Source organism: Niallia sp. Sow4_A1 (assembly GCF_052116745.1).
Classification (GTDB): Bacteria; Bacillota; Bacilli; order Bacillales; family Cytobacillaceae; genus Niallia; species Niallia hominis.
In genome coordinates this window covers 18403-42482 of sequence record NZ_JBQKKM010000003.1, presented here as the reverse complement: position 1 = coordinate 42482, position 24080 = coordinate 18403, and the positions used below count along the sequence as shown (strand labels likewise).

Below are 24080 nucleotides of genomic sequence, written 5' to 3'. Positions count from 1 at the left end.
ATTATTCATAATTTCTATTTCATTTCAAATAATAATACTATGAATGAATTGGAGGGTACAGTATGAATAAAAAAGAGATATTGACATCATCCGAACTCGCAACTTTATGGATGACTTATCAAGAAAAAACGATGTTTTTGCGAATGGTAGAATATTTCCATTCTGTTAATGAAGATAAAAAAGAAAAAAACTATTATGAAAGCCATATGCTTAAACTATCGAAGGTGATACAAAAAATTGAAACAATTTTAAAAGCAGATGGAGCAAAAATTCCAAATGGATTTTCTGAGAAAGATGTAAATAAACAAGCACCCCCACTGTTTCAACCAACTTTTTCTCTTCAAATAATGAGAATGCTTTCAGAAATTGGCATGGGACTACATGCATTACATTTAGCAAGATCTTATCGAAAAGACATTATTCAATTATTCCAAGAATTATCTGTAACAACGCAGCATTGTTATGAAGAGTGCACCGAGCTTTTAATTGAAAAGGGTGCATTGAGCCGTCCACCACAAGTGTCTATGCCAGAACAAGTGGACATGGTTGTAAGTACACAATACTTAAAAGGAAATAGTATCTTTGGGGATAAAAGAGTGTTAAATACAGTAGAAGTTTCTTTTCTCTATCAATCCATTGAAAGCAACAGTATTGGACAACAATTAATTACTGGGTTTGCCCAAGTAACTAGAGACCCAGAGATAAAAAAATTCTTCACACAAGGAAAAGAGCTTTCCAAGAAAATTATTACGAAGCTTTCGAAAAAATTAATGGATGATGATATTCAAGTTCCGATAGCCTGGGTAGGAAGCCCAACCGTTTCTACCATTGCTCCCTTTTCAGACAAATTAATGTTGTATATCATTAGTTTGTTTTGTAGTTTTGGACTAGGCAGTAATGCTATTGGAACAACATTTAGTTTGCGGAAGGACTTATCGGCAACCTTTATCCCCCTTATTACGCAAATTTATGATTATGGGGTACATGGGGCAGAGTTAATGGCCAAAAAAGGCTATACAGAGGAACCACCGGGCATGGAAAATAGAACAAATATCATAAATAGAAGCTAAGTATCTTTCTATAATGCTGACATTGCATTTTGCTTATCAGTCAATGGAAATAATGCTATGATAGCTTTATAAATGAACTGATAAGGGAGATGTCGGTATAGTGACTGATTTTTTTAATGAAGAAAAAGATTTCATAAAAAGAGTAAGTAAGCTTTCTGAATTAAGTAGAAATTTTTTTGAGAGAGCAAAGGAAGTTGATGAAAATGGATCTTTTCCCTTTGAAAACATGAAGGAATTGCAGCAATCTGGTTACACAACCTTAACAATACCTAAAGAGTTTGGCGGACAAGAAATTTCTTTGTATGAATTAGTAAGATTCCAAGAGGTAATTGCACAAGGGGATGGATCTACTGCCTTATCTATCGGATGGCATATGGGCGTTGTTAGAAATATGTATGAGGCAAACTGGCAAAAGGAGACGCTTAAAGAAGTCTATAACCAATTGCTAAATGGTGCATTAATAAATGGTGCCGCAACAGAGCCACAAACAGGAAGTCCAACAAGAGGTGGAAAACCACAAACTACTGCCGAAAAGAATGGAGAAAATTGGGTGATTAATGGACATAAATCCTTTACCACGATGTCTCCTGTATTGGATTTTTTTCTTGTTACTGCATCTATCAAGGGTACAGACGAAGTAGGCAATTTTTTGATACCAAAGGATTGTAATGGAATACGCATAGAAAACACATGGGATAGCATTGCTTTAAGGGGTACTGGAAGCAATGATGTGTATTTTGAAGCAGTAGAAATTCCTGCACATTATTTTGTGGAAAAATTGGAAAGACGGAAAAAAGTTAATCCATGGCTATTGCATATTCCAGCATGCTATTTAGGAATCGCAGGAGCTGCACAAACGGAAGCAGTGACTTTTGCGAAAAATTATTCTCCAAATAGTATAAACGGAACCATTAGCGATATCCCAAGTGTACGAGCAAAAATTGGGGAAATGGAATTGAAAATGCAAACAGCGAAACACTTTTTATATTCTGTAAGTAAAAAATGGGATGAATCATCTGTAGAACAGCAATCTCATCTTCTTCCAGAATTAAGTGCAGTGAAATTAGTTGTAACAAACATAGCAATCGAAGTAGTCGATATCGCCATGCGCATTGTCGGTGCACGTAGCTTGTCCGCAAAAAGCCCACTACAAAGATACTACCGAGACGTACGAGCAGGCTTACATAATCCACCAATGGACGATATGACAATCGAACAGCTCGCAGTAAAATCATTAAATGAAATGAACGAAAGCAAGTAAAAAAGATTGCCAACGAGCAATCTTTAAATAATGGTAGTCAAATTACTTGATAAGGTAGTTTGGCTATTTTTTTCATTGTTGATTTCGTTCAGAAACCAGGGTTTAACTCACTTTTTTTAAATCAGCTCTTACTTTGTATGTTTGATAAAGATGACGGAAATATGTTTCCATTCTAAACGATCCATTTATGTATCTTTTTAGCCCGATAACTACTAGTTCTTCTATCAAAATCAAACCAAGGAAAGCATAAATAAAAACAATCAAATTCATTTCCCTCCTTAAATCTCCAGCTACTTTTCTATTCCTTTTTTTGGTGTAATGTAAACAATGATCGATTATAAAATAATATGAACAACTTCACTTTTCAGAACATAAGTATAAAAAGAAAATTCATAAAAAAATTTGATGTGAAACCATTGAAAAATATAGAAAAATAACTCATAATCTTATTTTGAAACATTCTTTTTTTAATAAAAAACACTTCTAATTCATTAGAAGTGATATTACCCGTTAATCGGGATATAGTGCAGTTGTCATCAGAGGAAGATCTTTTTTTAAATCCCAGTGATGGTTAGTTGAAACATTGGGTTGGGGATAAAAAAATACGCTATATAAAGGGAGATGGAAAATGAAAATAAGAGTTTCTGCCGTACAGTATAAATTAGAAAACATTAAGTCTTTTGAAGCATTTGCAAAACAATGTGAGCATTATGTTCGAACAGCAAGTGAATTTGGTGCGGAATTTGTTTTATTTCCTGAATTTTTTACAACACAGCTTTTATCAATGGGAGATGAGACGAACGCATTAACGATTAATGAACTACCTGGATTTACAGATCAATATCAAGATTTATTCAGGTCATTTGCTGTTCAAACTGGAATGCATATTATCGGTGGAACTCATGTCATTCGCAGAGAAGAGAAATTGTATAATGTAGCACATCTATTTTATCCAGATGGAAGAATAGAAGAGCAGGCAAAGCTTCATATCACGCCTACAGAAGAATATGAATGGAATATGGAAAAAGGGGATTCCTTTCGCATATTTGATACAGAGAAAGGAAAAATTGCCATCTTAACTTGTTATGATATTGAATTCCCTGAAATCGTTCGTATGGCAAAGGCAAAAGGAGCAGATGTGATTTTTTGCCCATCGTGTACGGATGATCGCCACGGTTTTCATCGTGTACGCTATACTTGCCATGCAAGAGCAATTGAAAATCAAGTATATGTTGTAGTAACTGGAACAATTGGCACGCTTACAAATGTTGACTTTATGCGTGCAAATTTTGGGCAGGCAGCAGTCATTACGCCTAATGATATCCCGTTTCCACCAAAAGGAATTCTTGTAGAGGGTGAGCTTAATAATGATATGGTTGTAACAGCGGACCTTGATTTGTCTTTATTGTATGAAGTAAGAGAAAAAGGTTCTGTAACAACTTGGAGAGATAGAAGAACAGATCTTTATCCTGACTGGAATTCTACCGTGGAAGGCTAATTATGACGCTTCATAGTGAATTTTATCTTTTTGACACAGGTCAGCCAATTCCATGTACGGTCAGAAATTATCTGGAAAAAGATTTTCACGAATTAATTGCTATTCAATCAGAATGCTTCCCACCACCATTTCCAGAGGAGCTATGGTGGAATGTTGAGCAATTGTCTAGTCATCTTTCTCATTTTCCTGAAGGAGCAATCTGTGTGGAAGTGGATGGGGAGCTTGCAGGTTCCTTAACATGTCTTCAAGTCGCTTATAATCCAAATCAGCCTCATCATACATGGGAAGAAATAACGGACAATGGATATATTACTACAAATGATGAACATGGAGATGCCTTATATGTGGTGGATATCAGCATTCGCCCAAAATTCCGAAAACTCGGTTTTGGAAAGATACTTTTGCAACATGCTTATTACTTAACTATTGAATTAAGATTAGACCGATTACTTGGAGGGGGAAGGATGCCTGGCTATAAAAGGTATAGAAAGGAGCTCTCCCCAGAGGAATATTTGGAGCAGGTTCTCGCAGGTCATGTAAAAGATCCTGTTATTACGTTTTTATTGCGGTGTGGAAGAACACCTGTTACCATATTGCCACAATATTTGGAAGACGAAGATTCAATGAATCACGCAGTTTTAATGGAATGGAAAAACCCTTTTAAAACTAAATAAAATTCGTTATGTCTTATTTAATTTATTGATGGAGAGGGATAAACATCCCGCTTCTAATCGATGGTTAAATAAGACATTTTTTTGTTTTTCCGTAACGGTGAATTTCTCTGTCTATGTACTAAAAAACTTAGTTAACGAGCAAATCATCTTAAGGGAAGTCCCCTTCCTCATATAGTCTAAAAAGAATTTGCCACAAACATAAAAATAATAATTGACATGTAAATAATTAAGTTATATATTATTTATTGCTTAATAATTAACTTCTTAATTATTTATTTGTGAATTAATTACAGAAAGGACGGGGGATAAGTGCATAATGGCGAAGAGCTTTTTGAAGTCGCAGCAATGTTTGGCACATTTATAAAAAATTTAACAAGTGATTTTAATAAAAATAGCAATGATTTAAATATTACACAATATAAACTTCTTTTTCATTTAGAAAAAGAAGGCGCCCAAAATGTCTCAGATCTTGCGAAAAGCGTACACATTACAAATGCTGCAGTTACCACTATTACCGATCAATTATTGGCCGATGATTATATTACTAAAGATCGATCAAAGACTGATCGAAGAGTGGTCAATATTACTATTACCGATAAGGGAAGAAAGATAGTAAATAATATGAAAAAAGAGCAGCAGTATAAGATGAAGGAACATTTCCGAAAGTTAACGGAGGAAGATATTCAACACTTAAAACGAATTTTCAAGCTATTAAACGAGAATTTCTAATAATTTCATAAAGAAAAGAGAGAATGCAATGGAACATTTAACACAAAAGAAAAAACTGTCGATTATGATTGCCATAATGGCAGCGATGTTTTTTGCAGCGATTAACCAAACAATCGTAAGTACTGCAATGCCAAAAATTATATCTATACTAGATGGTATGGATTATTATACATGGACGATCAATATCTATATGCTTACATCCACTATTGCTACCGTTTTAGTTGGAAAGCTATCTGATATGTATGGCCGTAAGCCATTCTTATTGATTGGTATTTTATTATTTATGGTTGGTGCTTTTTTAACGGGTACTTCTAATGATGTATTTCAATTTATCGCATACCGTGGTATTCAAGGGATTGGAGCCGGAATAATTCAATCATCAGCCTTCACAGCAGTTGGAGATTTATTCCCGCCACGCGAGCGTGGAAAATGGATGGGCTTATTAACAGCAGTATTTGGTTTTTCCAGTGTGCTTGGACCTCTATTAGGTGGATATTTAGTGGATCACCTAGATTGGCATTGGCTATTCTGGATCTTCTTACCGATTGGTATTATCGCATTTGGAATGATTATGGTATTATTCCCTAAAGTAGAGGGTAGCGGCAAACAAAGCATCGACTATATTGGTTCGTTCTTTATGACGATTGCAATTGTGCCATTATTGTTAGCTTTTTCATGGGCAGGAACAGATTATGCATGGGGATCTGTTCAAATCCTTGGATTAATTGCTGCTAGTATCATTTTCGCCATTGTATTTGTGTTGGTAGAAAAAAATGCGAAAAATCCAATATTACCGTTACATTTATTCAAAAATAATATCGTTACTGTTTCAAATATAATAGGCTTTATTATGAACTTTGGGATGATGGGTGCAATGATTTATCTTTCGTTCTTCGTTCAAGGAGTTTTAGGTATTTCACCGACTTATGCTGGTTATGTAACAATGCCAATGTCTATTGTAATGGTTATTTCAAGTACTATCATTGGTCAATTAATTTCGAAAACAGGGAAATATAAACGCTTTGCATTAATTGGAGTACCAACGATGATAGCTGGTATGGCGATTATGATCTTTATGAATAGTGTACCAATGGCTATTTTAAGTATGATAGTATTTGGCATAGGTCTTGGTATAGGAATGCCGGTATTCTCGATTGCAACACAAAACGCTGTGTCTCATAAAGAATTAGGTGTAGTAACTGCTTCTACACAGCTATTCCGAAACCTAGGTGGTACAATCGGGATTGCAGTAATGGGAACAGTTATGTCCAACAATTTAAAAACAAACTTGGAGAATACGATGCAAAATTCTTCAGTAGTAAAAGATTTAGCAACTGTTGATCCTAAGATTACTGAACAAATTGTTGGCTTTGCAAATCCGCAAGCTCTAATGAATAAGCCATTACTTGAACAAACAGAAGCAAGTCTACCTGCAGATGTTCAACCGATTTTTACAAAAATGATTGAGGGTATTAGAGACGCTTTAGGTGATACGTTATCAACTGTATTTTTAACAGGTACAATCGTATTAGTGGTAGCCTTTTTATTAGTGTTTTTCTTAAAAGAAATCCCGCTACGTACAACAAATCAGGCTACTCCTAAAGAGGAGAAAGAAGAAGATAAAGTACTCGATATACAAAACTCTTAAGAAGAATCATATTGGCTGTCATCCAAATTAATTGGATACAGCCTTTTTATTTAGAATAATTATGAAAAATTTGTTACAATCGAAATTTTTTTCGCACAACCTTTTTTCTGTTATAATAAATTATAGTAATTGAATGAAAAAAAGTAGGGATGCTAAATGAAAATCATCTGTTTTGGAGATAGCTTAACAAGGGGTGTCTCCTTTGTAAAAGGTAGGGTAAGAATCATTAAAGATAATTATCCCGCTATACTTGAAAAATTATTTTCTGTAAGGAATCCAGAAGACACCATTATTTTAAATAAAGGTGTGTTTAATGATAATTCTGATTTATTAATGAAACGATTGGAGAAAGATGTTCTTTCAGAAGAACCAAATTATGTATTGTTAAATGTTGGCGGAAATGATTGCAATTTTAAATGGCAGGAAGTGGCGGAAAATCCTGATAGTAACCACGATCCAATTGTGCCAATTAATCAATACATTGAAAATATCGGCAATATGGTAGCGAAAATGAAACAATCTAATATCACGCCAATTTTGTTAACATTACCACCGCTCGATCCAGTACGTTATTATAAGTTTATTGCTGATCGATATGGGACAACCATTAGTCATTGGATAAGTTGCTGTGGAGGCATTGAACATTGGCATAGTTTATATAATTTTCATTTGAATAATTTAATTGAACAATTAAATCTTCCTAGCATTGATGTAAGAACAGCTCTTATAAAAGCTGGGAATATTGCTGATTTTATTAGTGATGATGGCATTCATTTAAATTCAGCGGGTTATAAAAAAATGAGTAATGTTATTTTTGAAGAAATGCTGCGCTTAACTGGTGGACAAAAAGAGCAGTTATCCTAATAGCATTCGGACTTTTTCGTTTTAACCTATCTATCCATTATTTAGCAAAACTAGCTGTGGAATATTATTGGATATTGCTTTAAGATAAAGAGACAAACAGTTATCAATACATCGATTTAAATAGTGGAGGAAAAACGGATGAATACTTTGTATGAAAAAATAATTGATGTTTTGCAGCTTAATGGACCAACAACCCTTTCCGTCATTTATAATGAATTAAATCGCTATTTAGGAGAGGATGATACACCGATTTCAATGTCCTCCATTAAGTCTGTCCTTTCTCGCAAGAAAGACTTATTCGAGGTTTGTGATGATATTGTATCGATTCATCCAGATAAAGAAATTACAAAATTAATTGTTGAATATAAGGTTAATCAAGAACACTCTTTTAGTATTCATATCGATTTTGACCTTCACAATTATTTAATTCAAGAATGGAGTCAATTTCCAATTGTCATTCCACCAGTTTTTAATAAAATCGAGCCATACGAATACGATGCTTTAAAGATGGAATTATATCGATTGAAAATTTGGAATTGGGAAGAAGAGCTCTTGGGAATTGATTCAGTTAAATGTACAGTTCGGTTAGTTACTGTAAATGCCTCTTACACTGTTGATTTAGTAAATATACAATCAAAAGAATGGAGACATTTACAGAAAATCATTTCCCTTTTTACAGATTTAGAATTGCTGCTTAAGTAGTGGAGATAAGCATATCAGTGGGGAAATTGATGTTCTTATTTTTATAAAAGGCTGTTTTCTAAAGGATTATTGTTTTTTCAATAGGAAAAAAAGAATTAGTTGGAAACAATTAGCAGCCGGAATACATGAAGAATCCTGTGGGACTAGCGAGACAGTCTGAGACCCCGGAGGCTTAAGCTTAGCCCCACGGAAAGCGAAGTGTATTCCGGCTGCGGGTAATCGCAACAAACTTTACGAAAACAGCCTTATAAAATTAATAGGAAATTACTGAGAAATCCCTTTTGCTTTTTAACATCAGCAAAAGGGATTTGTTGTTATTTATAATTTAACGATACATCGTCCATAATCCAATATCTTCAAATCCGATTTTTTTATAAATCTTTCCTGCCTCTGGATTGTCATAAAACAAGCAGACATATTGTTTTTCAGCTAATACATCATTAATAAGTGCTGTCATTAACTTACTAGCATACCCATTATTCCGATAATCTTTGTGTGTGCATACACCGACTATCATTGCCGATTGGGAATTTTCGGCTGTAGTTGAAACAGTTGAAATAATATTTCCTCTATCATTTTCAAGAAAATATGTGCGTCCGGTTTTAAATTCAATTGCTTTTTTTAACATTTCTTTTGTTTCATCTGTCGTGCTAAATTCATCGATGGAATGCTGTAATGCTACAATTCTGTCAATATCAACAATCGTTGCGTTTTTGATTGTTTCGGTTGCTTGTAATTCTCTTTTTGTTCCACATTGTGCAAAATATGTGACTCTTTTCTTTCCTAATGTAATGTTAGGGTGATTTTCAAATCTCTCCACTAACTCAGCTTTACCAGACAAGGTAACAGGCTTGTTATTAGAATACATAATTGTAGCAAAGCCGTTTACATCAAAATTGTCCTTATCTTGACAATAAAATATATAGCTTTCAAAGTATTTTAGCAGAACTGCAGTTACTTCCCCATTTTTAAATTCTCCCCAAAGCTTTTGGAATGTTGCATGGTAGCCGAACGCTTCAATATCGCCAATAATAAATAGATTGATTGAAGGATTCTGGAACAAAAATTCCATGACAATGGAATGATCTTTCTCTGTAAGTTCTCGAATCATTTATGTAACCTTCTTTCTGTCTATAAAATAATTATTTGTAAGTTTACCATAATATTTAGAATTTAAATAGAGTTAAGAATTGTTTTATTAATGATTTTGTAAAGAGATTGGATAGTATTGCTTGGATGAGGGAAGGAAAGTGGCGTCAAGAGGGGGGGATGAAAACTACATTAGCAGTAGAAGCGTGGAAAGTGGTGTTCATTAGGGAGATGAACACCATATTAGCAGTAGGAGTCAAAGAAAATGGCGTTCATCCGCAAGATGAAAACCAAAACCGCAACAATACCAACATAAACTAATATTAAAAACAAGCGATAAAATCCACATGCAAATAAACCAACGAATATAACATCCACATCAAAAAAATTACAACTCCAAAGATATATTCTAAAAAGGGAGTTTAAAAAAGTCTAGACAAAACACAAATAAAAACCAGCTGAAACAACAATATCAGCTGGTTTTCATTACCAATCATATCAAATAAAGAAAAGGGCATTCTACTAAATTACAGTGAACTAGATAATACATTAAAATATCTTGCATCTGGATGGGCAAATACCATTGCAGAAACAGATGCTTCTGGTTCCATCATACATTCCTCCGATAAAGTAATGCCAATATCCTCTGGAGAAAGTAGTCCAAATAATTTTTTTTGGTCTTCTAGTTCAGGGCATGCTGGGTATCCAAATGAAAATCGTTGCCCTTGATATTTCGCAGCAAAGCGTTCCTTCATCGTAAAGGTTGCTGGATCAGGGAATCCCCATCTATCTCTAATTTGGCGATGAATTAATTCTGCCAGACCTTCTGCTGTTTCTAAGGCTAGTGATTGTAGGGCATGGGATTCAAGAAATCTTCCATCCCGCTTTAATTGTTCTGCTGCTTCTCGTATTCCTGTGCCAGCTGTAACTGCAAAAAAGGCAACATAGTCCATCATTCCGCTTTCGACTGGCTTTAGATAGTCTGCGAGACAAAGATATGGTTCTCTTTCTTGTCTTGGAAAGTCAAAGGTTTCCAATAGCTTAGATGCATTCTCTGGATCATAAATATATATTTTATTTCCATCCGATTGAGCAGGATAGAAGCGGTAAATGGCTTTAGGATATATCCAGTTATTTTGTTCTGCTTCCTGTAAAAGCTGTTCAATCATATTGTTTAGTTGGACCGCTCTTTCATCTTTAGCAGAGAGTAGCATTTCTACTTTTCCTTTTAAACCTAGATGGTGTCCTAGCAGCATTTGTTTATTAATATATGGTTTAATATGCCCAAGTGTATAATTGGTTAATAAATGCCTTTTGGTATCCTGTGGTATGAAGATAGGCGCATTTTGATTTATTGTTTTTCTTTTTATGCCTGTGATAATAGGTTTTACAGGGTCCTTGATTGGCTTTGTTAAAAGTGCTTGTTTTTTTCTGTTATGTTCTTCTTTAAGTAAAAGCACTTCTTCATTATTTGTAAGTTGATTTGCAAGTGAGAGTCCATTCATGGCATCTTTTGCATAAAGTACTAATCCATCATATTCCCTTGTAATTTTCGTATCAGTAAATTTTCTTGATAAAGCAGCCCCGCCGACTAATATAGGGATATCTATTCCTGCTTGTTTCATATCGGCTGCTGTTAAAACCATCTGCTGGGCTGATTTTACAAGGAGACCAGATAAACCAACAATGTTTGGCTTTTCCTTTTTAATTGCAGAAACTAACTCTGCTGGTGGAACTTTTATACCTAGATCAATGACATCATAGCCGTTATTTGAGAGAATAATATCGACAAGATTTTTCCCAATATCGTGAACATCTCCTTTTACGGTGGCTAAGATAACTTTACCTTTCGTTGAGGTTGAAACGTTTTTGTCCATATAGCCTTCTAAAAAAGAAACAGATGCTTTCATTACTTCTGCACTTTGGAGAACTTCTGCCACAATTAACTGATTATCATTAAACAAGCGACCGACTTCTTTCATTCCGTTCATTAGCGGTCCATTAATAATATCTAATGGTGCACTATAGTTGTTTAGCGCAATTGCCAAATCATCTAGTAAACCTTCCTTTGTTCCTTCCACGACATAATAAGCCAATCGTTCATCTAATGTTAAATGTTCTAGTGAATTAACCTTTTCTTTTTTCTTATCCCGATAGAAATCGGTAAAAACTGCTAATGTTTCATCTGTTGTTTCAAATAATAGCTTTTCAGCTAACTCAATTTCTTCTTTACTAATGGACGCGAATCTTTCTAGCTTTTCCGTATTGACGATGGCGTAATCTAGACCAGCTTGCGTACAGTGATAAAGAAAGACGCTATTTAGTATTTCTCGGCCAACAGGAGGGAGACCAAAGGAAACATTGCTTATTCCAAGAATCGTTTGAACATCTGGACAAGCTTCTTTAATTTGTTTGATTCCTTCTACAGTAGCTTTAGCAGAACCAATATATTGTTCATCGCCAGTACCTACAGGGAAAACAAGGGGGTCAAAAATAATATCCTGGCCATTTATCTTATATTTGTTCGTTAATAATTCATAAGAGCGTTTTGCTACTTCTAACTTTTTTTCCACTGTTACTCCCATTCCATCTTCATCGATTGTTCCTACAACAACAGAGGCACCATATTTGTGGATGAGAGGGGCAATGGCTTGAAATCTTTCTTCCCCATCTTCTAGGTTAATACTATTAATAATTGCCTTACCTTGTGAATAGGAGAGGGCTTTTTCAATTACTTTTTCATCAGTTGAGTCGATGACAAGAGGCACCTTCACTTTTTTTACAACCTCTTTCATAAAAAGCTCCATATCCTCCAGTTCATCTCTATCAGGATCTGCTAAACATATATCGATAACATGTGCTCCGCCCTTAACTTGGGCTCTTGCAATTTCTGATGCTTCTTCAAATTTCGCTTCATTTATTAACCGCTTAAATTTCCGGGAACCGATGACATTTGTACGTTCTCCAACCATTATCGGTCTTAATGTAGGGTCATCATAAATGAATGGCTCAATTCCAGAAACCATATGATAGTTTGTTTCCGCTACTTTCCGAGGGGAAATCTCCTTCATTTTTTCCGATATTGCTCGAATATGCTCTGGCGTTGTCCCACAGCAACCACCGACGATGTTTAGCCAGCCTTCTTTTGCAAAACCGCTTAATTTATTCGCAAGAGAGGATGCTGTTTCATGATAATGTCCTTCTTCATCCGGTAAGCCGGCATTAGGATAGCAGCTTACGGCATACTTTGAAAGACCAGAAAGAGAGCGGATATGATCCTGCATAAACTCCGGCCCTGTCGCACAATTTAATCCGATTGCAATTGGATTCATATGTTCAACAGAAATGTAAAAAGCTTCGATAGACTGGCCAGCTAGGGTGGTTCCCATTGGTTCAATTGTGCCTGAGATCATTAACGGTAGTTCTTTTCCTGTCTTTGAAAAGGCCTGCTTAATTCCGAGAAAGCCAGCTTTTACATTTAACATATCCTGACTTGTTTCTAGGAGGAGAATATCTACGCCTCCATCAATAAGACCAGTTGCTTGTTCTTCATATGATGCGATAAGCTCATCAAATGTAGTGCCACCAGTAACACTTAATGTTTTGGTTGTAGGTCCCATTGCACCTGCGACAAACCTCGGCCAATCGGGAGTTGAATATTTCAAAGCAGCATCTTTGGCGAGTTTTGCTGCAGTTATGTTCAGTTTGTAAGCAAGATGTCCTAGATGATATTCATCTAGGACAAGTTTAGTTGCGCCAAATGTATTTGTTTCAATAATATCAGCGCCAGCCTCAAGATATGCTTCATGAATTTTGGAAATGATTTCTGGTCTTGTTAATGTTAGATTTTCATTACAACCTTCTAATTCCTCGCCACCAAAATCGGAAGCTGTTAAATCCTCTTGTTGGAGCATTGTGCCCATTGCGCCGTCCATAATCATGATTTTTTGTTTGAGTTTGTCAGCTAATGATATTTGTTGCATCACATTTCCTCCTAGTTGCAGCAGTTCGTAACTTAGTATAGCGAGCCAATTCGACTGAAAGCTCATATCGTAAAAAAGGCGTTATTAAATAGATACCGTTAAAGAAGGTGGATGCAGTATCAATTAGCGACTTTGTAATAGTTAAACCTTCTTGTGTTGCTTTTTCTGGATTGTCTTTTAAATTTGCCATTGCCTGACGAATCGAATCCTCTATTTTTATACCAGGTACTTCATTGTGAAGAAATTCGGCATTATTGCTGCTCGTCAAAGGCATTAAGCCGATATAAATTGGTATATCAATATGTTTAGTAGCTTCATATAACTCAACTATTTTTTCTTCTGAATAAATTGGCTGTGTAATAATATAATCAGCTCCGCAGGCAATTTTCTTCTCGAGTCTTTTAACAGCCTTATCCACTTGGCGAACATTTGGATTAAATGCCGCAGAGACAGAAAAAGCTGTCTTTTGTCCTAAGTTTTTTCCAGAGAAGGAGAGACCTTCATTTAACTGCTTGATCATCGAAATTAAATCAAAAGATGTCATATCATAAACGGAAGAAGCACCTGGAAAATCGCCAACTCTTGCAGGATCGCCTGTAATTGCTAAGACATCATGAAGGCCAAGTGTATGTAATCCCATTAAATGAGACTGCAATCCAATCATATTCCGATCCCGGCAAGCAATGTGAATAAGGGGACGTAGGCCAATATTCTGCTTTACTAATGTACCGATTGCTGTATTGGAAATACGAGCAGATGCTAAACTATTGTCTGCAAGCGTAATGGCGTCAATGCCTTCTTCTTTTAATTTTTTTGCTCCTTCAAAAAAACGTGTTGTATCTAATTTTCTTGGCGGATCTAATTCTACAATGACCGAAGCTCTTTCCTTTACAATTTCCTCCAAGGGTGTGAATTCCCGTGGGGGAGGGGAGTGAAGGACAATAGAATCTACCATAGCTTTGTTAGATGTAACAGGTTTATCTGTAATAGGGGAAGCATTTTTCAATACTTCCGCGAAGTTTTTTATATGTTCAGGTGTTGTTCCACAACATCCTCCCAATAGCCGAACCCCTTGTTTACGGAACTCTTCAGCTGATTTTCTGAAATATTCCGCATTGTCCTTATATTCGAATTTTCCGTCAATATAAGTTGGTAAACTAGCATTTGGATATGCTGATAAATAGGCATCCTTTGGCAGTGGAATCTGCTCGAGTGATGCAATCATATGGTGTGGGCCCAATCTGCAATTTAGCCCAATGACATCTGCTCCTAAACCTTCTAATCTCTCAAAGGCATTCTTTAGTGGCGACTGATTTTGCAACACGCCGATTTCATGTATGGAGACCTGCGCTATGACTGGAAGGTCTGTTTCTTTTTTTGTAATTTGTAATACTGTTTCTAATTCTTCCATATCATAAAATGTTTCTAAGAGAATACCATCGACACCTTCTAGAAGTAAACAATAAAGCTGTTCTCGAAAACTTCGCTTTAATTCTTCTAAGCTAATGGCTTGAGGCTTCATTCCTCTATTTCCGCCAATTGTGCCTAAAACACTCACATTCTTATCTTTTGAAGATTGTTTGGCAATTTTAACGGCAGTACTGTTTATTTCCTTTACGCTATCCTCAAGCCCATATCTCTGTAACTTTAAATAGTTGGCAGCATATGAATTTGTTTGAATAATATCTGCACCTGCATGGATATATGCTTGATGAACCTGTTCAATTTGTTCTCGATGAGAAATATTTAATGCTTCGAAGCAAGTATCCTTTCCGTAAGAATAGAGGAGGGTACCCATAGCACCGTCCGCTATTAAAATTTCGCTTTTTAGTCGATCAAGAAAACTCATAATATTCCTCCATTAAATATAATGTAGCTCCGCTGTTTTTTTCAATGCAGCCTCAAAGTCATTGATTAAGTCTTGAGGATTTTCTAGTCCAACGGAAAGGCGAAGAAGAGCATCTGTAATTCCACGTTCTGCCCGAGCAGCAGGATCCATTGCCGCGTGAGACATTTTTGCAGGATACGAAAGAATTGATTCGACTGCACCGAGACTTACAGCAAAAACCGGTAGTTTCACATTTTCAACAAATGTCCGCATTGCTTCTTCTGAATGTAACTCAAAGGAAAATACAGCACCTGGATTTGACGCTTGTTTTCGCTGGATGGCATATTGTGGATGGTCTTCAAATCCAGGATAATGTACTTTTTTGATTAAAGGATGATTTCGTAAATGCTCTGCAATAATTCGAGCACCATCACTTGAATGCTTCATGCGGACATGTAAAGTCTTGATTCCTCTAAGCAGTAACCAGCAATCCTGTACACCAAGAACAGCACCAAAGGAATTTTGCAAATAGCCAATTTGTTTGGCAAGGGATGGATCCTTTACAACTGCAACGCCGGCAATAACATCACTATGTCCAGACAAGAATTTAGTTGCACTATGTAAGACGACATCAGCTCCAAGTGTTAATGGCTTTTGTAGGGCTGGTGTTAAAAAGGTATTATCAACGAATGTCCACGCATTGTACTTTTTTGCTAGAAGGCTAATTGCCTCAATATCTGTAACCTTTAACAACGGATTAGAAGGAGTTTCTACATAGAAAACTTTTGTATTTGGTAAAACCGCTGCTTCAACAGCTTCTAAATTTGTCATATCAACAAAGGTATGGTCTATGCCAAAGCGATTTAACACAGTTGTAACCATACGATAAGTACCGCCATAAACATCTTCCGAAATCACAACATGGTCACCTTGTGATAATAAGAGGAAGGCAGTTGAAATAGCAGCCATTCCAGAAGAAAAGGCAAATCCATGTGTACCATCCTCTAATTCTGCTACGACTTCTTCTAGGGCTTCCCTTGTTGGGTTCAAACTTCTGCTATAATCATATTTGCCAAATTCATCTATATCCTTTTGATGGAAGGTAGAAGCGTGCTGAATTGGCACGCTAACGGCTCCTGTTTCTGGATCGAATTTATGCTTATTATGAAGTAGTTTCGTTTCAAATGTATATGGTGTGCTCATATTGTTACCTCCTTGGCAATTCCCTTTGCAATGGAAAATGCTTTATCCAAATCTTTTATTAAGTCATTTACATTTTCAATACCTACAGAAAAACGCAATAGCTGGTTATCAACACCTGTTTCTAATCTTACTTCTAATGGAATATCAGCATGGGTTTGTGTAGCTGGATAGGTAATAAAGCTTTCCACACCACCTAAACTTTCTGCAAAAGAGATGAGAGTTAAATTTTGCAGAAATGGATTTACCCAAGATTCGTTTTGAATTCTAAATGAGATCATTCCACCTCGACCAGGATAGAGAACATCTACAACAGCTTCGTGTTCTTGAAGGAAGGAAGAGAGTGTTTTTGCATTTTCTTCATGTTTCTCCATTCTTAACGCTAATGTTTTCATTCCTCTCATTAATAACCAAGAATCAAAGGGACTTAAAACAGCACCAGCGGAATTATGATGTAAAAAAAGCTCCTTACAAAGTGCTTCTCCTTTAGCTACAATAAGACCTGCAAGGACATCGTTATGACCGCCCAAATACTTTGTCGCACTATGGATGACGATATCAGCTCCTAAGCGAATCGGCTGTTGGATAATAGGAGTATAAAAAGTATTATCTACAATAAGTAAAATATCGTTTTCTTTTGCAATGGAAGCAACTTCAGAAATATCCGTTTGCTCCATTAAAGGATTAGTAGGAGTTTCAAGGAAGATCGCTTTTGTATTAGGGGATATTGCCGCACGCAGGGCATTTGTATCTGAGGTATTGACGTAAGTACATCGCAGACCCCATTTTTTATAGCCTTGTTCTAGCAGTCTGTATGTTCCTCCATATAAATCTTTGGAAATAATCCACTCATCACCACTTTGGAAAAGAGAAAGGATTGTTTGAATGGCAGCCATTCCTGAACTACAAGCGAATCCTTGATCTCCTTCTTCTAAATCAGCAATCGCTCTTTCTAAAATTTCTCTAGTTGGATTTCCAGTACGAGTATAATCGTAGCCAGTTGACTCTCCAATACCGGCATGACGATAAGCGGTGGAAAAATAGACAGGTGGATTTACCGCACCCGTTGTTGTTTCACTGCGATTTCCAATTTGTGCTAACTTCGTTTCTAAATTATACATTCTATAACTCTCCTATTCTTTTATGTGGATTTTTTATGTAATAAGTACGTACCAAGAAAGAATAGAAGAAAAAATCCATAAAAAAAGTCTCCTTCGTTTATAAGAAGAAGACTTTGATTATTTATTGGTCCTTCTTCTTATCTTTCAAGCCATTATGCTTGATGGAATTAGCACCTTTTCAGTATTTTGTAGGGTACTGAAGGTTGCTGAGGTTTCTTCGGGCCATTCCCTCTACCTCTCTTGATAAGAATTACTTATGTAATTGTTTCTTAATTTACTATATATTTTAAAAGTTAGCAACAATTATTTTTTATTTCTGAAAAGAATCTTTATTCTTCTTATTTTAAATAAGCGGAAAATAAAGTTATATTTCTTCAATAAGCTGATATACATCTACATCTAATTCATAATCAGGATTGGCTTTCGTATATATTCTTGCTTTTTTCGTTTTCTCATCAACGTTTTGAATGATTATCTTTTCTCCCTGATAACTAACATCCACAATATCCGCCGCATTCATAATTTCGATCGCACGTCCAATATTCATTGTGAAACCTCCTAAACTTCCTAATAATACTTTCATCTTAAATAATAAATTAAAACAATAGACATACGAGTTTAAAAAAAACCTATTTTCTTATGCTATTTTTTCCAAATTATTCTAAAGAACGAATAATACTTTCTTTATAATGGCTAAATTTCTAAAATTTTATGCCCGATTTTTTCTTCTCATCAAATTTTAATGTTTCTTTCATGCCTTTTTACAAAAAGAGGTATACCATTTATTTTATTCACTTAAGCACATTGAAAAATATGTTTATATTATCAACAGAAGTAATATAGTTGCTTAATTATCCCATTGCAATGGGTAAATAGGAAATATCCTTATTGCATTAAGCAAAAATTTCATTAAAAGGAGAGATGAAACATGAATTTTCTTCGCATTACAATGATCGTATTTAGTTCCATAACTGCTGCATCTTTATTTGGCTTTCAATTTGTTGAAATAGCGCACGCAATTATGGATTCTATGTTTTCAAAAGAAAATTAAATGTCGTAAACAATTTTTGTATATCAAGCTTCTAACATGATAAAATAACGATATCTTTAGGTAAGTTAAAGCTGTTTTGTTGAAATTTTTTTCTCCTAAATTTCAACATTACGCTTATAACGATACCTATGTACATATAGAGAGCGTGGTATGATGAAAAAAATTTTGATAATTGAAGACGAAAAAAATCTTTCGAGATTTATTGAATTAGAATTAACGTATGAAGGTTACAAAACAGAGGTTTGTTCAGATGGTAGAAGCGGTCTTCAAAAGGCATTAGAGGAAGATTGGGATATCATTTTATTAGATCTTATGCTGCCAGAATTAAATGGAATTGAGGTATGCAGAAGACTCCGCCAAACAAAAAACACCCCTATATTAATGATAACTGCACGAGATAGTGTTCTAGATAGAGTATCTGGATTAGATAGTGGCGCAGACGATTATTTAATTAAACCATTTGCTATTGAAGAGCTACTTGCAAGACTCCGTGCGTTGTTTCGCAGAATTGATCCACAAAGTAATTCTTCCAATAAAGTAGTGACAAAGCTAACATACAAAGACATTACGCTTGAGGTGGAGTCGCATATTGCCAAAAAAGGCGAAGCACTTCTATCCTTAACGAGAAGAGAGTATGATTTACTTTATATGTTTATGACCAATATAAATATCGTTTTATCTAGAGATAAATTATTAGAAAAGATATGGGGATATGAATCAGAAGTAGAAACAAATGTGATTGATGTATATGTAAGATATTTAAGAAATAAGCTTGATCCATCTGGACAAGAAGTATATATAGAAACGGTCAGAGGAATAGGATATGTGATGAGATGAAATTTATAAAAAAAGTGTCTCTTTTACCTTGGAAGTGGAAATTAACACTAGCATTATCTGTTAGCATTTTTTTAACTTATTCTATTTTTTCTTTTTTTGAGTTCCATACTGTTTCTTCTTGGTTATTAAATCAGGAAGAAACAGATATGAAGCAAGCGATGGAGCAAGTCGTCCAACAGCTGAATATAAAGGAAAGAGATTTTACAGAAGAAGAACTGACAGATAATATTGCTTTATTGGAGAAATTAAATAATAACAATCAGCTTATTCGTGTATTGGATGATGATGGACATGCCATCCTTTCTGATATGAATGGTGATTTCCCCATCATTGAACCTAATCAGATATACAATGATGAGCAATTTCATTATATTTCTATTGGTGAGCAGAACTCAATAGTATACAGTAAGGAATTAAAGATGCCATCTTTTAAAGGAAGAGTTGAAATCATAAGATCTCTGCAATCATTAGATAAGGTTCGTGAACATTTACGTTTTGCCATGATGTTGTTTACAATTGCTGCGTTATTAATAAGTGGACTTATTGGGTACTTTATTTCCTATTTATTATTAAGACCTGTCAACTCCATGACAAAAACCATGAAAAAAATTAAGAATACTGGCTTTAAAGAAAGAATGCCTGTTTATCGTCAAAAAGATGAAATATCCGATTTAACGATTATTTTTAATGAGATGATGGATGTGATTGAACAGTCCTTTCAGCAACAAAAACAATTTATTGAAGACGCTTCCCATGAGCTGAGAACACCTGTTTCTGTGCTAGAGGGACATCTTTCTATGCTAAATAGATGGGGAAAAAATAATAAGGACATTTTAGAAGAGTCCCTTGAGGCATCTACCGAGGAAGTAACTAGATTAAAAAAATTGATCATCAGCTTATTAGACTTATCGAGATTAGAACAAAATAGAGGAGAATCCGATTTAACGCCGGAAAGAGTAAAGTTGGTTTTAGAACACACAATCCGTGATTTTGCAATGCTCCATCAGGATTTTACCTTTCAAATGAAGCTTGATTCCCTTCATCTTTATAAGGTGTCTGAACAGCATTTACAGCAAATCATTACAATTTTAATGGATAATGCGGTGAAATATTCTTTTCAAGAAAAAAATATTTTTCTTCATACGTATGAAACAGACCACCATTTTGTTCTAGAGATTAGTGATCAAGGAATTGGTATCCCGAAAGAAGACATTGATAAAGTATTTGATCGGTTTTATCGTGTAGATAAAGCCCGAAGCAGAGAGCAGGGCGGAACAGGTCTTGGATTGGCTATTGCTAAGAAAATTGTAGAATTGTATAAAGGGACGATAACGATTAAAAGTAAAGTTGGACAAGGGACAAAAGTCATCGTTCGATTTCATATATAGAAGAAAAGGAAGTTCTACCGTGTAAAATACGTGGTTTGAACTTCCTTTTTTCCTTTGTCATGTAATGATGAAAGTCGCATAAGATTACTAGTAAGATTGTTTTTTTTGCCAAGATAGGGGCGGTAAAAAATATTTTTAATTTTTTTACTATAAAAATGTGTAAAACTTTTGAAGCTGTAATTAAACCATGATAGAATAGTAATGTAAACGTTTTAAAAAAGTTTTTTTAATAAAAGGTGTATTGTGCAATAACAAAGGGAAGATAAAAATGATATTAAAAGTGGTGGAGGGAAATTTTCATGGTGAAGCCATCTGGTGGTACAGTCTCATACCAACCAAAGTTTTACGGGCCAAATTTAGGGCTTGTAATGGAGCTTTATGAGCAATATGTTCAAGATCCGAATTCAGTTGATGAAGAAATGAAAAAGCACTTCGATCAATGGGGTCCCCCGATTGATCATCAAGAACAAACTAGCACAAATCATTTATCATTACAATCCGAGGTTCAAGTTGAGAAAATTATTGCAGCGGTTACATTAGTAAATAAGATAAGGGCTTATGGACATTTAGCCGCAAATATCTACCCTTTAAAGGACCATAAAAGAGAATATGATTTATTTGAACTATCGCGCTTTAATCTTACAAAAGAAGATTTAGTGAAAATTCCAGCCTCTTTAATTTGTCCAGACGCACCAAAGCATGTAGTTAATGGTTTTGAGGCTGTTCAGTATTTAAAAGATATTTATATGAAGACGATTGCGTTTGAATACTATCATGTTAATGATATTAAAGAAAAGAATTGGCTGCAGGCAAAAGTGGAGTCTGGAAGTCTAAAGCCTGCTTGTCATAAGGAATTAAAAAAGAAATTACTAAAAAGAGTAATTGAAGTAGAGGAATTTGAGAGTTTTTTACATAGAACGTATGTCGGGCAAAAAAGATTTTCTATTGAAGGTCTTGATGTAATGGTACCGTTGATTGATGAGATTATTTCGGAATCAGTGATCAATGGAGCACAAAATATTAATATAGGAATGGCACACAGAGGTCGATTAAATGTTTTGGCACATGTTTTAGAAAAGCCATATGAAATGATTTTTTCTGAATTTCAGCATGCTCCAAATAAGCAATTAGTTCCTTCTGAAGGATCCATCGGAATCAGTTTTGGATGGACAGGAGATGTTAAGTATCATTTAGGCTTAGATCGCCAAATTAAAGCGAATAATGTGTCGAATGTCCGTTTAACACTTGCTAATAATCCGAGTCATCTCGAGTTTGTTGGTGCAGTTGTAGAGGGCTTCACACGTGCTTCACAGGATGATAGAACGAAACCAGGATTTCCAGAAGAAGATTCAAACAAATCTTTAGCTATCTTAATTCATGGGGATGCAGCATTTCCAGGGCAAGGGATTGTTTCTGAGACATTAAATCTTACAGGATTAAAGGGATATCGAACTGGAGGTACCATTCATATCATTGCCAATAATACCATTGGCTTTACGACCGAATCGAGTGATTCTAGATCTACTCGCTATGCAAGTGATTTAGCAAAAGGGTTCGAAATACCGATTATTCATGTCAATGCAGATGATCCAGAGGCTTGTATTAAAGCTGCGAAGCTCGCATGTGAATATAGAGCAAAATTTAAAAAGGATTTCTTAATCGATTTAATTGGCTATAGAAGATACGGGCATAATGAAATGGATGAACCAATGACAACAAATCCATTAATGTACAAGTTAATCCATGAACATCCTACTATTACAAAGCTGTATGGTGAAAAACTAGTCACAGAAAATATTATGCAAGAAACGGAAGTTCAAGCTATCAAGGATGAAGTGATTGGAAAATTAAAAGAAGCACATGAACGAGTGCCGAAACAGCATGAGGATCCAATCATTACAAATCCACCTAATTCAGTGGAACGACAATTACCACAAATAAACACAGCTGTTTCGATTGAACAACTGAAACATATTAATAATGAATTGCTTTCTTATCCTCCTCCATTTCAAATTTTTGATAAATTAGGGAAAGTTTTAAAAAGAAGAAATGATGCGTTAGAGGGAAATGGCAAAATTGATTGGTCTTTAGCAGAAACATTAGCATTTGCTACGATTTTGGAGGATGGTACACCTATACGTTTATCTGGTCAAGATTCGGAACGTGGTACTTTCGCTCATCGTAATATCATCCTACATGACTATCAGACAGGAGAACAGTATTCACCATTACACACCTTATCAACTGCAAAGGCATCTTTCGCTGTTCATAATAGTCCATTGTCAGAAGGTTCCGTCTTAGGATTTGAGTACGGTTACAATGTTCATGCACCAGAAACGCTTGTGTTATGGGAAGCACAATTTGGTGACTTTGCAAATGCAGCTCAAGTAATGTTTGACCAATTTATTGCAGCAGGCAGAGCGAAATGGGGACAAAAATCTGGTCTAGTTATGCTTTTGCCACATGGATATGAAGGGCAGGGTCCAGAGCATTCCAGTGCAAGACTAGAAAGATTCCTAATTTTAGCAGCAGAAAACAACTGGACAGTGGCAAATTTATCATCATCAGCTCAATATTTTCATATTTTAAGAAGACAGGCAGCTATTCTAAAAAAAGAAGAAGTTCGCCCACTAGTTATTATGACACCAAAAAGCTTGTTGCGTAATCCAGATGTTGCTTCAAATAGTTTAGAATTCAGTGATGGAGCTTTCCAATCTATTTTGGAAGTAGAGGATGGATTGGAAAATCAAAAAGCTGTTACTCGATTAGTTCTGTCAACAGGGAAAGTTTCCATTGATTTATATAAAGCATATCAGAATCTTGAAAACGCGAATGCCATTCATCTTGCAAGAGTAGAAGAAATTTACCCATTCCCGGAAGAAAGACTAGCAGAAATTATTCAGCGTTTTCCTCATTTAAAAGAAATTGTATGGGTGCAAGAGGAACCAAAAAATATGGGGGCATGGAGCTTTATGGAACCAAGAATTAGAAAGCTGATTCCAAATTCTGTTTCCTTGCAATATGTTGGTAGAAGAAGAAGATCAAGTCCTGCTGAAGGGGATCCAAATGTTCATCGTAAAGATCAAGCAAGAATTGTAAATGAAGCATTGACAATGGAATGAATTGAGGGGGAAAAA

General features: G+C 35.3%; 20 protein-coding genes and 1 riboswitch. Of the genes, 13 read left to right on the top strand and 7 right to left on the bottom strand.

Features of this window, described 5'->3' with window-relative positions; all coding sequences use genetic code 11:
- The first annotated feature begins 62 nt into the window (after positions 1 to 62).
- Positions 63 to 1070: a DUF3231 family protein gene (locus ACTQ5K_RS02370; protein WP_235249296.1), complete on the top strand. Its 1008-nt coding sequence runs from the start codon at positions 63 to 65 to the stop codon at positions 1068 to 1070.
- A gap of 100 nt (positions 1071 to 1170) precedes the next feature.
- Complete coding sequence (locus tag ACTQ5K_RS02365) at positions 1171 to 2331, top strand: acyl-CoA dehydrogenase family protein (protein WP_441993507.1); 1161 nt, start codon at positions 1171 to 1173, stop codon at positions 2329 to 2331.
- A gap of 102 nt (positions 2332 to 2433) precedes the next feature.
- On the opposite strand, the gene ACTQ5K_RS02360 is transcribed toward ACTQ5K_RS02365, so the two are convergent.
- Positions 2434 to 2595, bottom strand: coding sequence for a hypothetical protein (locus ACTQ5K_RS02360; RefSeq protein WP_441993505.1), 162 nt, complete (start codon positions 2593 to 2595; stop codon positions 2434 to 2436).
- A gap of 364 nt (positions 2596 to 2959) precedes the next feature.
- Here ACTQ5K_RS02360 and ACTQ5K_RS02355 point away from each other — a divergent pair, with 364 nt between their 5' ends.
- From ACTQ5K_RS02355 to ACTQ5K_RS02330, 6 genes are all read left to right on the top strand, one after another.
- On the top strand, positions 2960 to 3829 hold the full coding sequence (locus ACTQ5K_RS02355; protein ID WP_235249292.1) for a carbon-nitrogen hydrolase family protein: 870 nt from the start codon (positions 2960 to 2962) through the stop codon (positions 3827 to 3829).
- Between the two features lie 2 nt (positions 3830 to 3831).
- The gene (locus ACTQ5K_RS02350; RefSeq protein WP_349204564.1) at positions 3832 to 4503 is read left to right on the top strand and encodes a GNAT family N-acetyltransferase; all 672 of its coding nucleotides are present in this window, start codon (positions 3832 to 3834) and stop codon (positions 4501 to 4503) included.
- Positions 4504 to 4812: 309 nt separating this feature from the next.
- On the top strand, positions 4813 to 5232 hold the full coding sequence (locus tag ACTQ5K_RS02345; RefSeq protein WP_441993502.1) for a MarR family winged helix-turn-helix transcriptional regulator: 420 nt from the start codon (positions 4813 to 4815) through the stop codon (positions 5230 to 5232).
- A gap of 28 nt (positions 5233 to 5260) precedes the next feature.
- Entirely contained in the window at positions 5261 to 6880 is a 1620-nt protein-coding gene (locus ACTQ5K_RS02340) for an MDR family MFS transporter (protein WP_441993500.1), read from the top strand.
- A gap of 156 nt (positions 6881 to 7036) precedes the next feature.
- The gene (locus ACTQ5K_RS02335) at positions 7037 to 7744 is read left to right on the top strand and encodes an SGNH/GDSL hydrolase family protein (RefSeq protein ID WP_235249281.1); all 708 of its coding nucleotides are present in this window, start codon (positions 7037 to 7039) and stop codon (positions 7742 to 7744) included.
- Between the two features lie 138 nt (positions 7745 to 7882).
- Entirely contained in the window at positions 7883 to 8446 is a 564-nt protein-coding gene (locus tag ACTQ5K_RS02330; RefSeq protein ID WP_031538705.1) for a hypothetical protein, read from the top strand.
- A 325-nt stretch (positions 8447 to 8771) separates the two neighbouring features.
- On the opposite strand, the gene ACTQ5K_RS02325 is transcribed toward ACTQ5K_RS02330, so the two are convergent.
- Positions 8772 to 9557 (bottom strand): GNAT family N-acetyltransferase, encoded by a 786-nt coding sequence (locus tag ACTQ5K_RS02325; protein ID WP_441993497.1) that lies wholly within the window; start codon positions 9555 to 9557, stop codon positions 8772 to 8774.
- Positions 9558 to 9715: 158 nt separating this feature from the next.
- Here ACTQ5K_RS02325 and ACTQ5K_RS02320 point away from each other — a divergent pair, with 158 nt between their 5' ends.
- A complete protein-coding gene (locus tag ACTQ5K_RS02320) occupies positions 9716 to 9856 on the top strand; it encodes a hypothetical protein (protein ID WP_155986766.1) in 141 nt (46 codons plus the stop codon).
- Between the two features lie 206 nt (positions 9857 to 10062).
- On the opposite strand, the gene metH is transcribed toward ACTQ5K_RS02320, so the two are convergent.
- From metH to ACTQ5K_RS02295, 5 genes are all read right to left on the bottom strand, one after another.
- Complete coding sequence (gene metH / locus ACTQ5K_RS02315; protein ID WP_031538709.1) at positions 10063 to 13518, bottom strand: methionine synthase; 3456 nt, start codon at positions 13516 to 13518, stop codon at positions 10063 to 10065.
- Entirely contained in the window at positions 13496 to 15367 is a 1872-nt protein-coding gene (locus tag ACTQ5K_RS02310) for a bifunctional homocysteine S-methyltransferase/methylenetetrahydrofolate reductase (protein ID WP_031538711.1), read from the bottom strand. Before ACTQ5K_RS02310 ends, metH begins: the two co-directional genes overlap by 23 nt.
- Before the next feature lie 12 nt (positions 15368 to 15379).
- A complete protein-coding gene (gene metC, locus ACTQ5K_RS02305) occupies positions 15380 to 16549 on the bottom strand; it encodes a cystathionine beta-lyase (RefSeq protein WP_031538713.1) in 1170 nt (389 codons plus the stop codon).
- Complete coding sequence (locus ACTQ5K_RS02300; protein WP_031538715.1) at positions 16546 to 17667, bottom strand: methionine biosynthesis PLP-dependent protein; 1122 nt, start codon at positions 17665 to 17667, stop codon at positions 16546 to 16548. Before ACTQ5K_RS02300 ends, metC begins: the two co-directional genes overlap by 4 nt.
- 134 nt (positions 17668 to 17801) lie before the next feature.
- A riboswitch (SAM riboswitch) is annotated at positions 17802 to 17917 on the bottom strand.
- A gap of 114 nt (positions 17918 to 18031) precedes the next feature.
- Complete coding sequence (locus tag ACTQ5K_RS02295) at positions 18032 to 18214, bottom strand: H-type small acid-soluble spore protein (protein ID WP_031538716.1); 183 nt, start codon at positions 18212 to 18214, stop codon at positions 18032 to 18034.
- 381 nt (positions 18215 to 18595) lie between these two features.
- On the opposite strand from ACTQ5K_RS02295, the gene ACTQ5K_RS02290 reads away from it, so the two are divergent.
- The 4 genes from ACTQ5K_RS02290 (at position 18596) to sucA (ending at position 24065) form a co-directional block, all read left to right on the top strand.
- Positions 18596 to 18718, top strand: a complete 123-nt coding sequence (locus ACTQ5K_RS02290; RefSeq protein ID WP_441993492.1) for a hypothetical protein — start codon at positions 18596 to 18598, stop codon at positions 18716 to 18718.
- 153 nt (positions 18719 to 18871) lie between these two features.
- Entirely contained in the window at positions 18872 to 19555 is a 684-nt protein-coding gene (locus ACTQ5K_RS02285) for a response regulator transcription factor (protein ID WP_441993691.1), read from the top strand.
- The gene (locus ACTQ5K_RS02280; protein ID WP_441993490.1) at positions 19552 to 20943 is read left to right on the top strand and encodes a HAMP domain-containing sensor histidine kinase; all 1392 of its coding nucleotides are present in this window, start codon (positions 19552 to 19554) and stop codon (positions 20941 to 20943) included. The genes ACTQ5K_RS02285 and ACTQ5K_RS02280 overlap by 4 nt, the downstream gene beginning before the upstream one ends.
- Positions 20944 to 21242: 299 nt before the next feature.
- On the top strand, positions 21243 to 24065 hold the full coding sequence (sucA, locus tag ACTQ5K_RS02275; RefSeq protein ID WP_441993488.1) for a 2-oxoglutarate dehydrogenase E1 component: 2823 nt from the start codon (positions 21243 to 21245) through the stop codon (positions 24063 to 24065).
- The last annotated feature ends 15 nt before the right edge of the window (positions 24066 to 24080 follow it).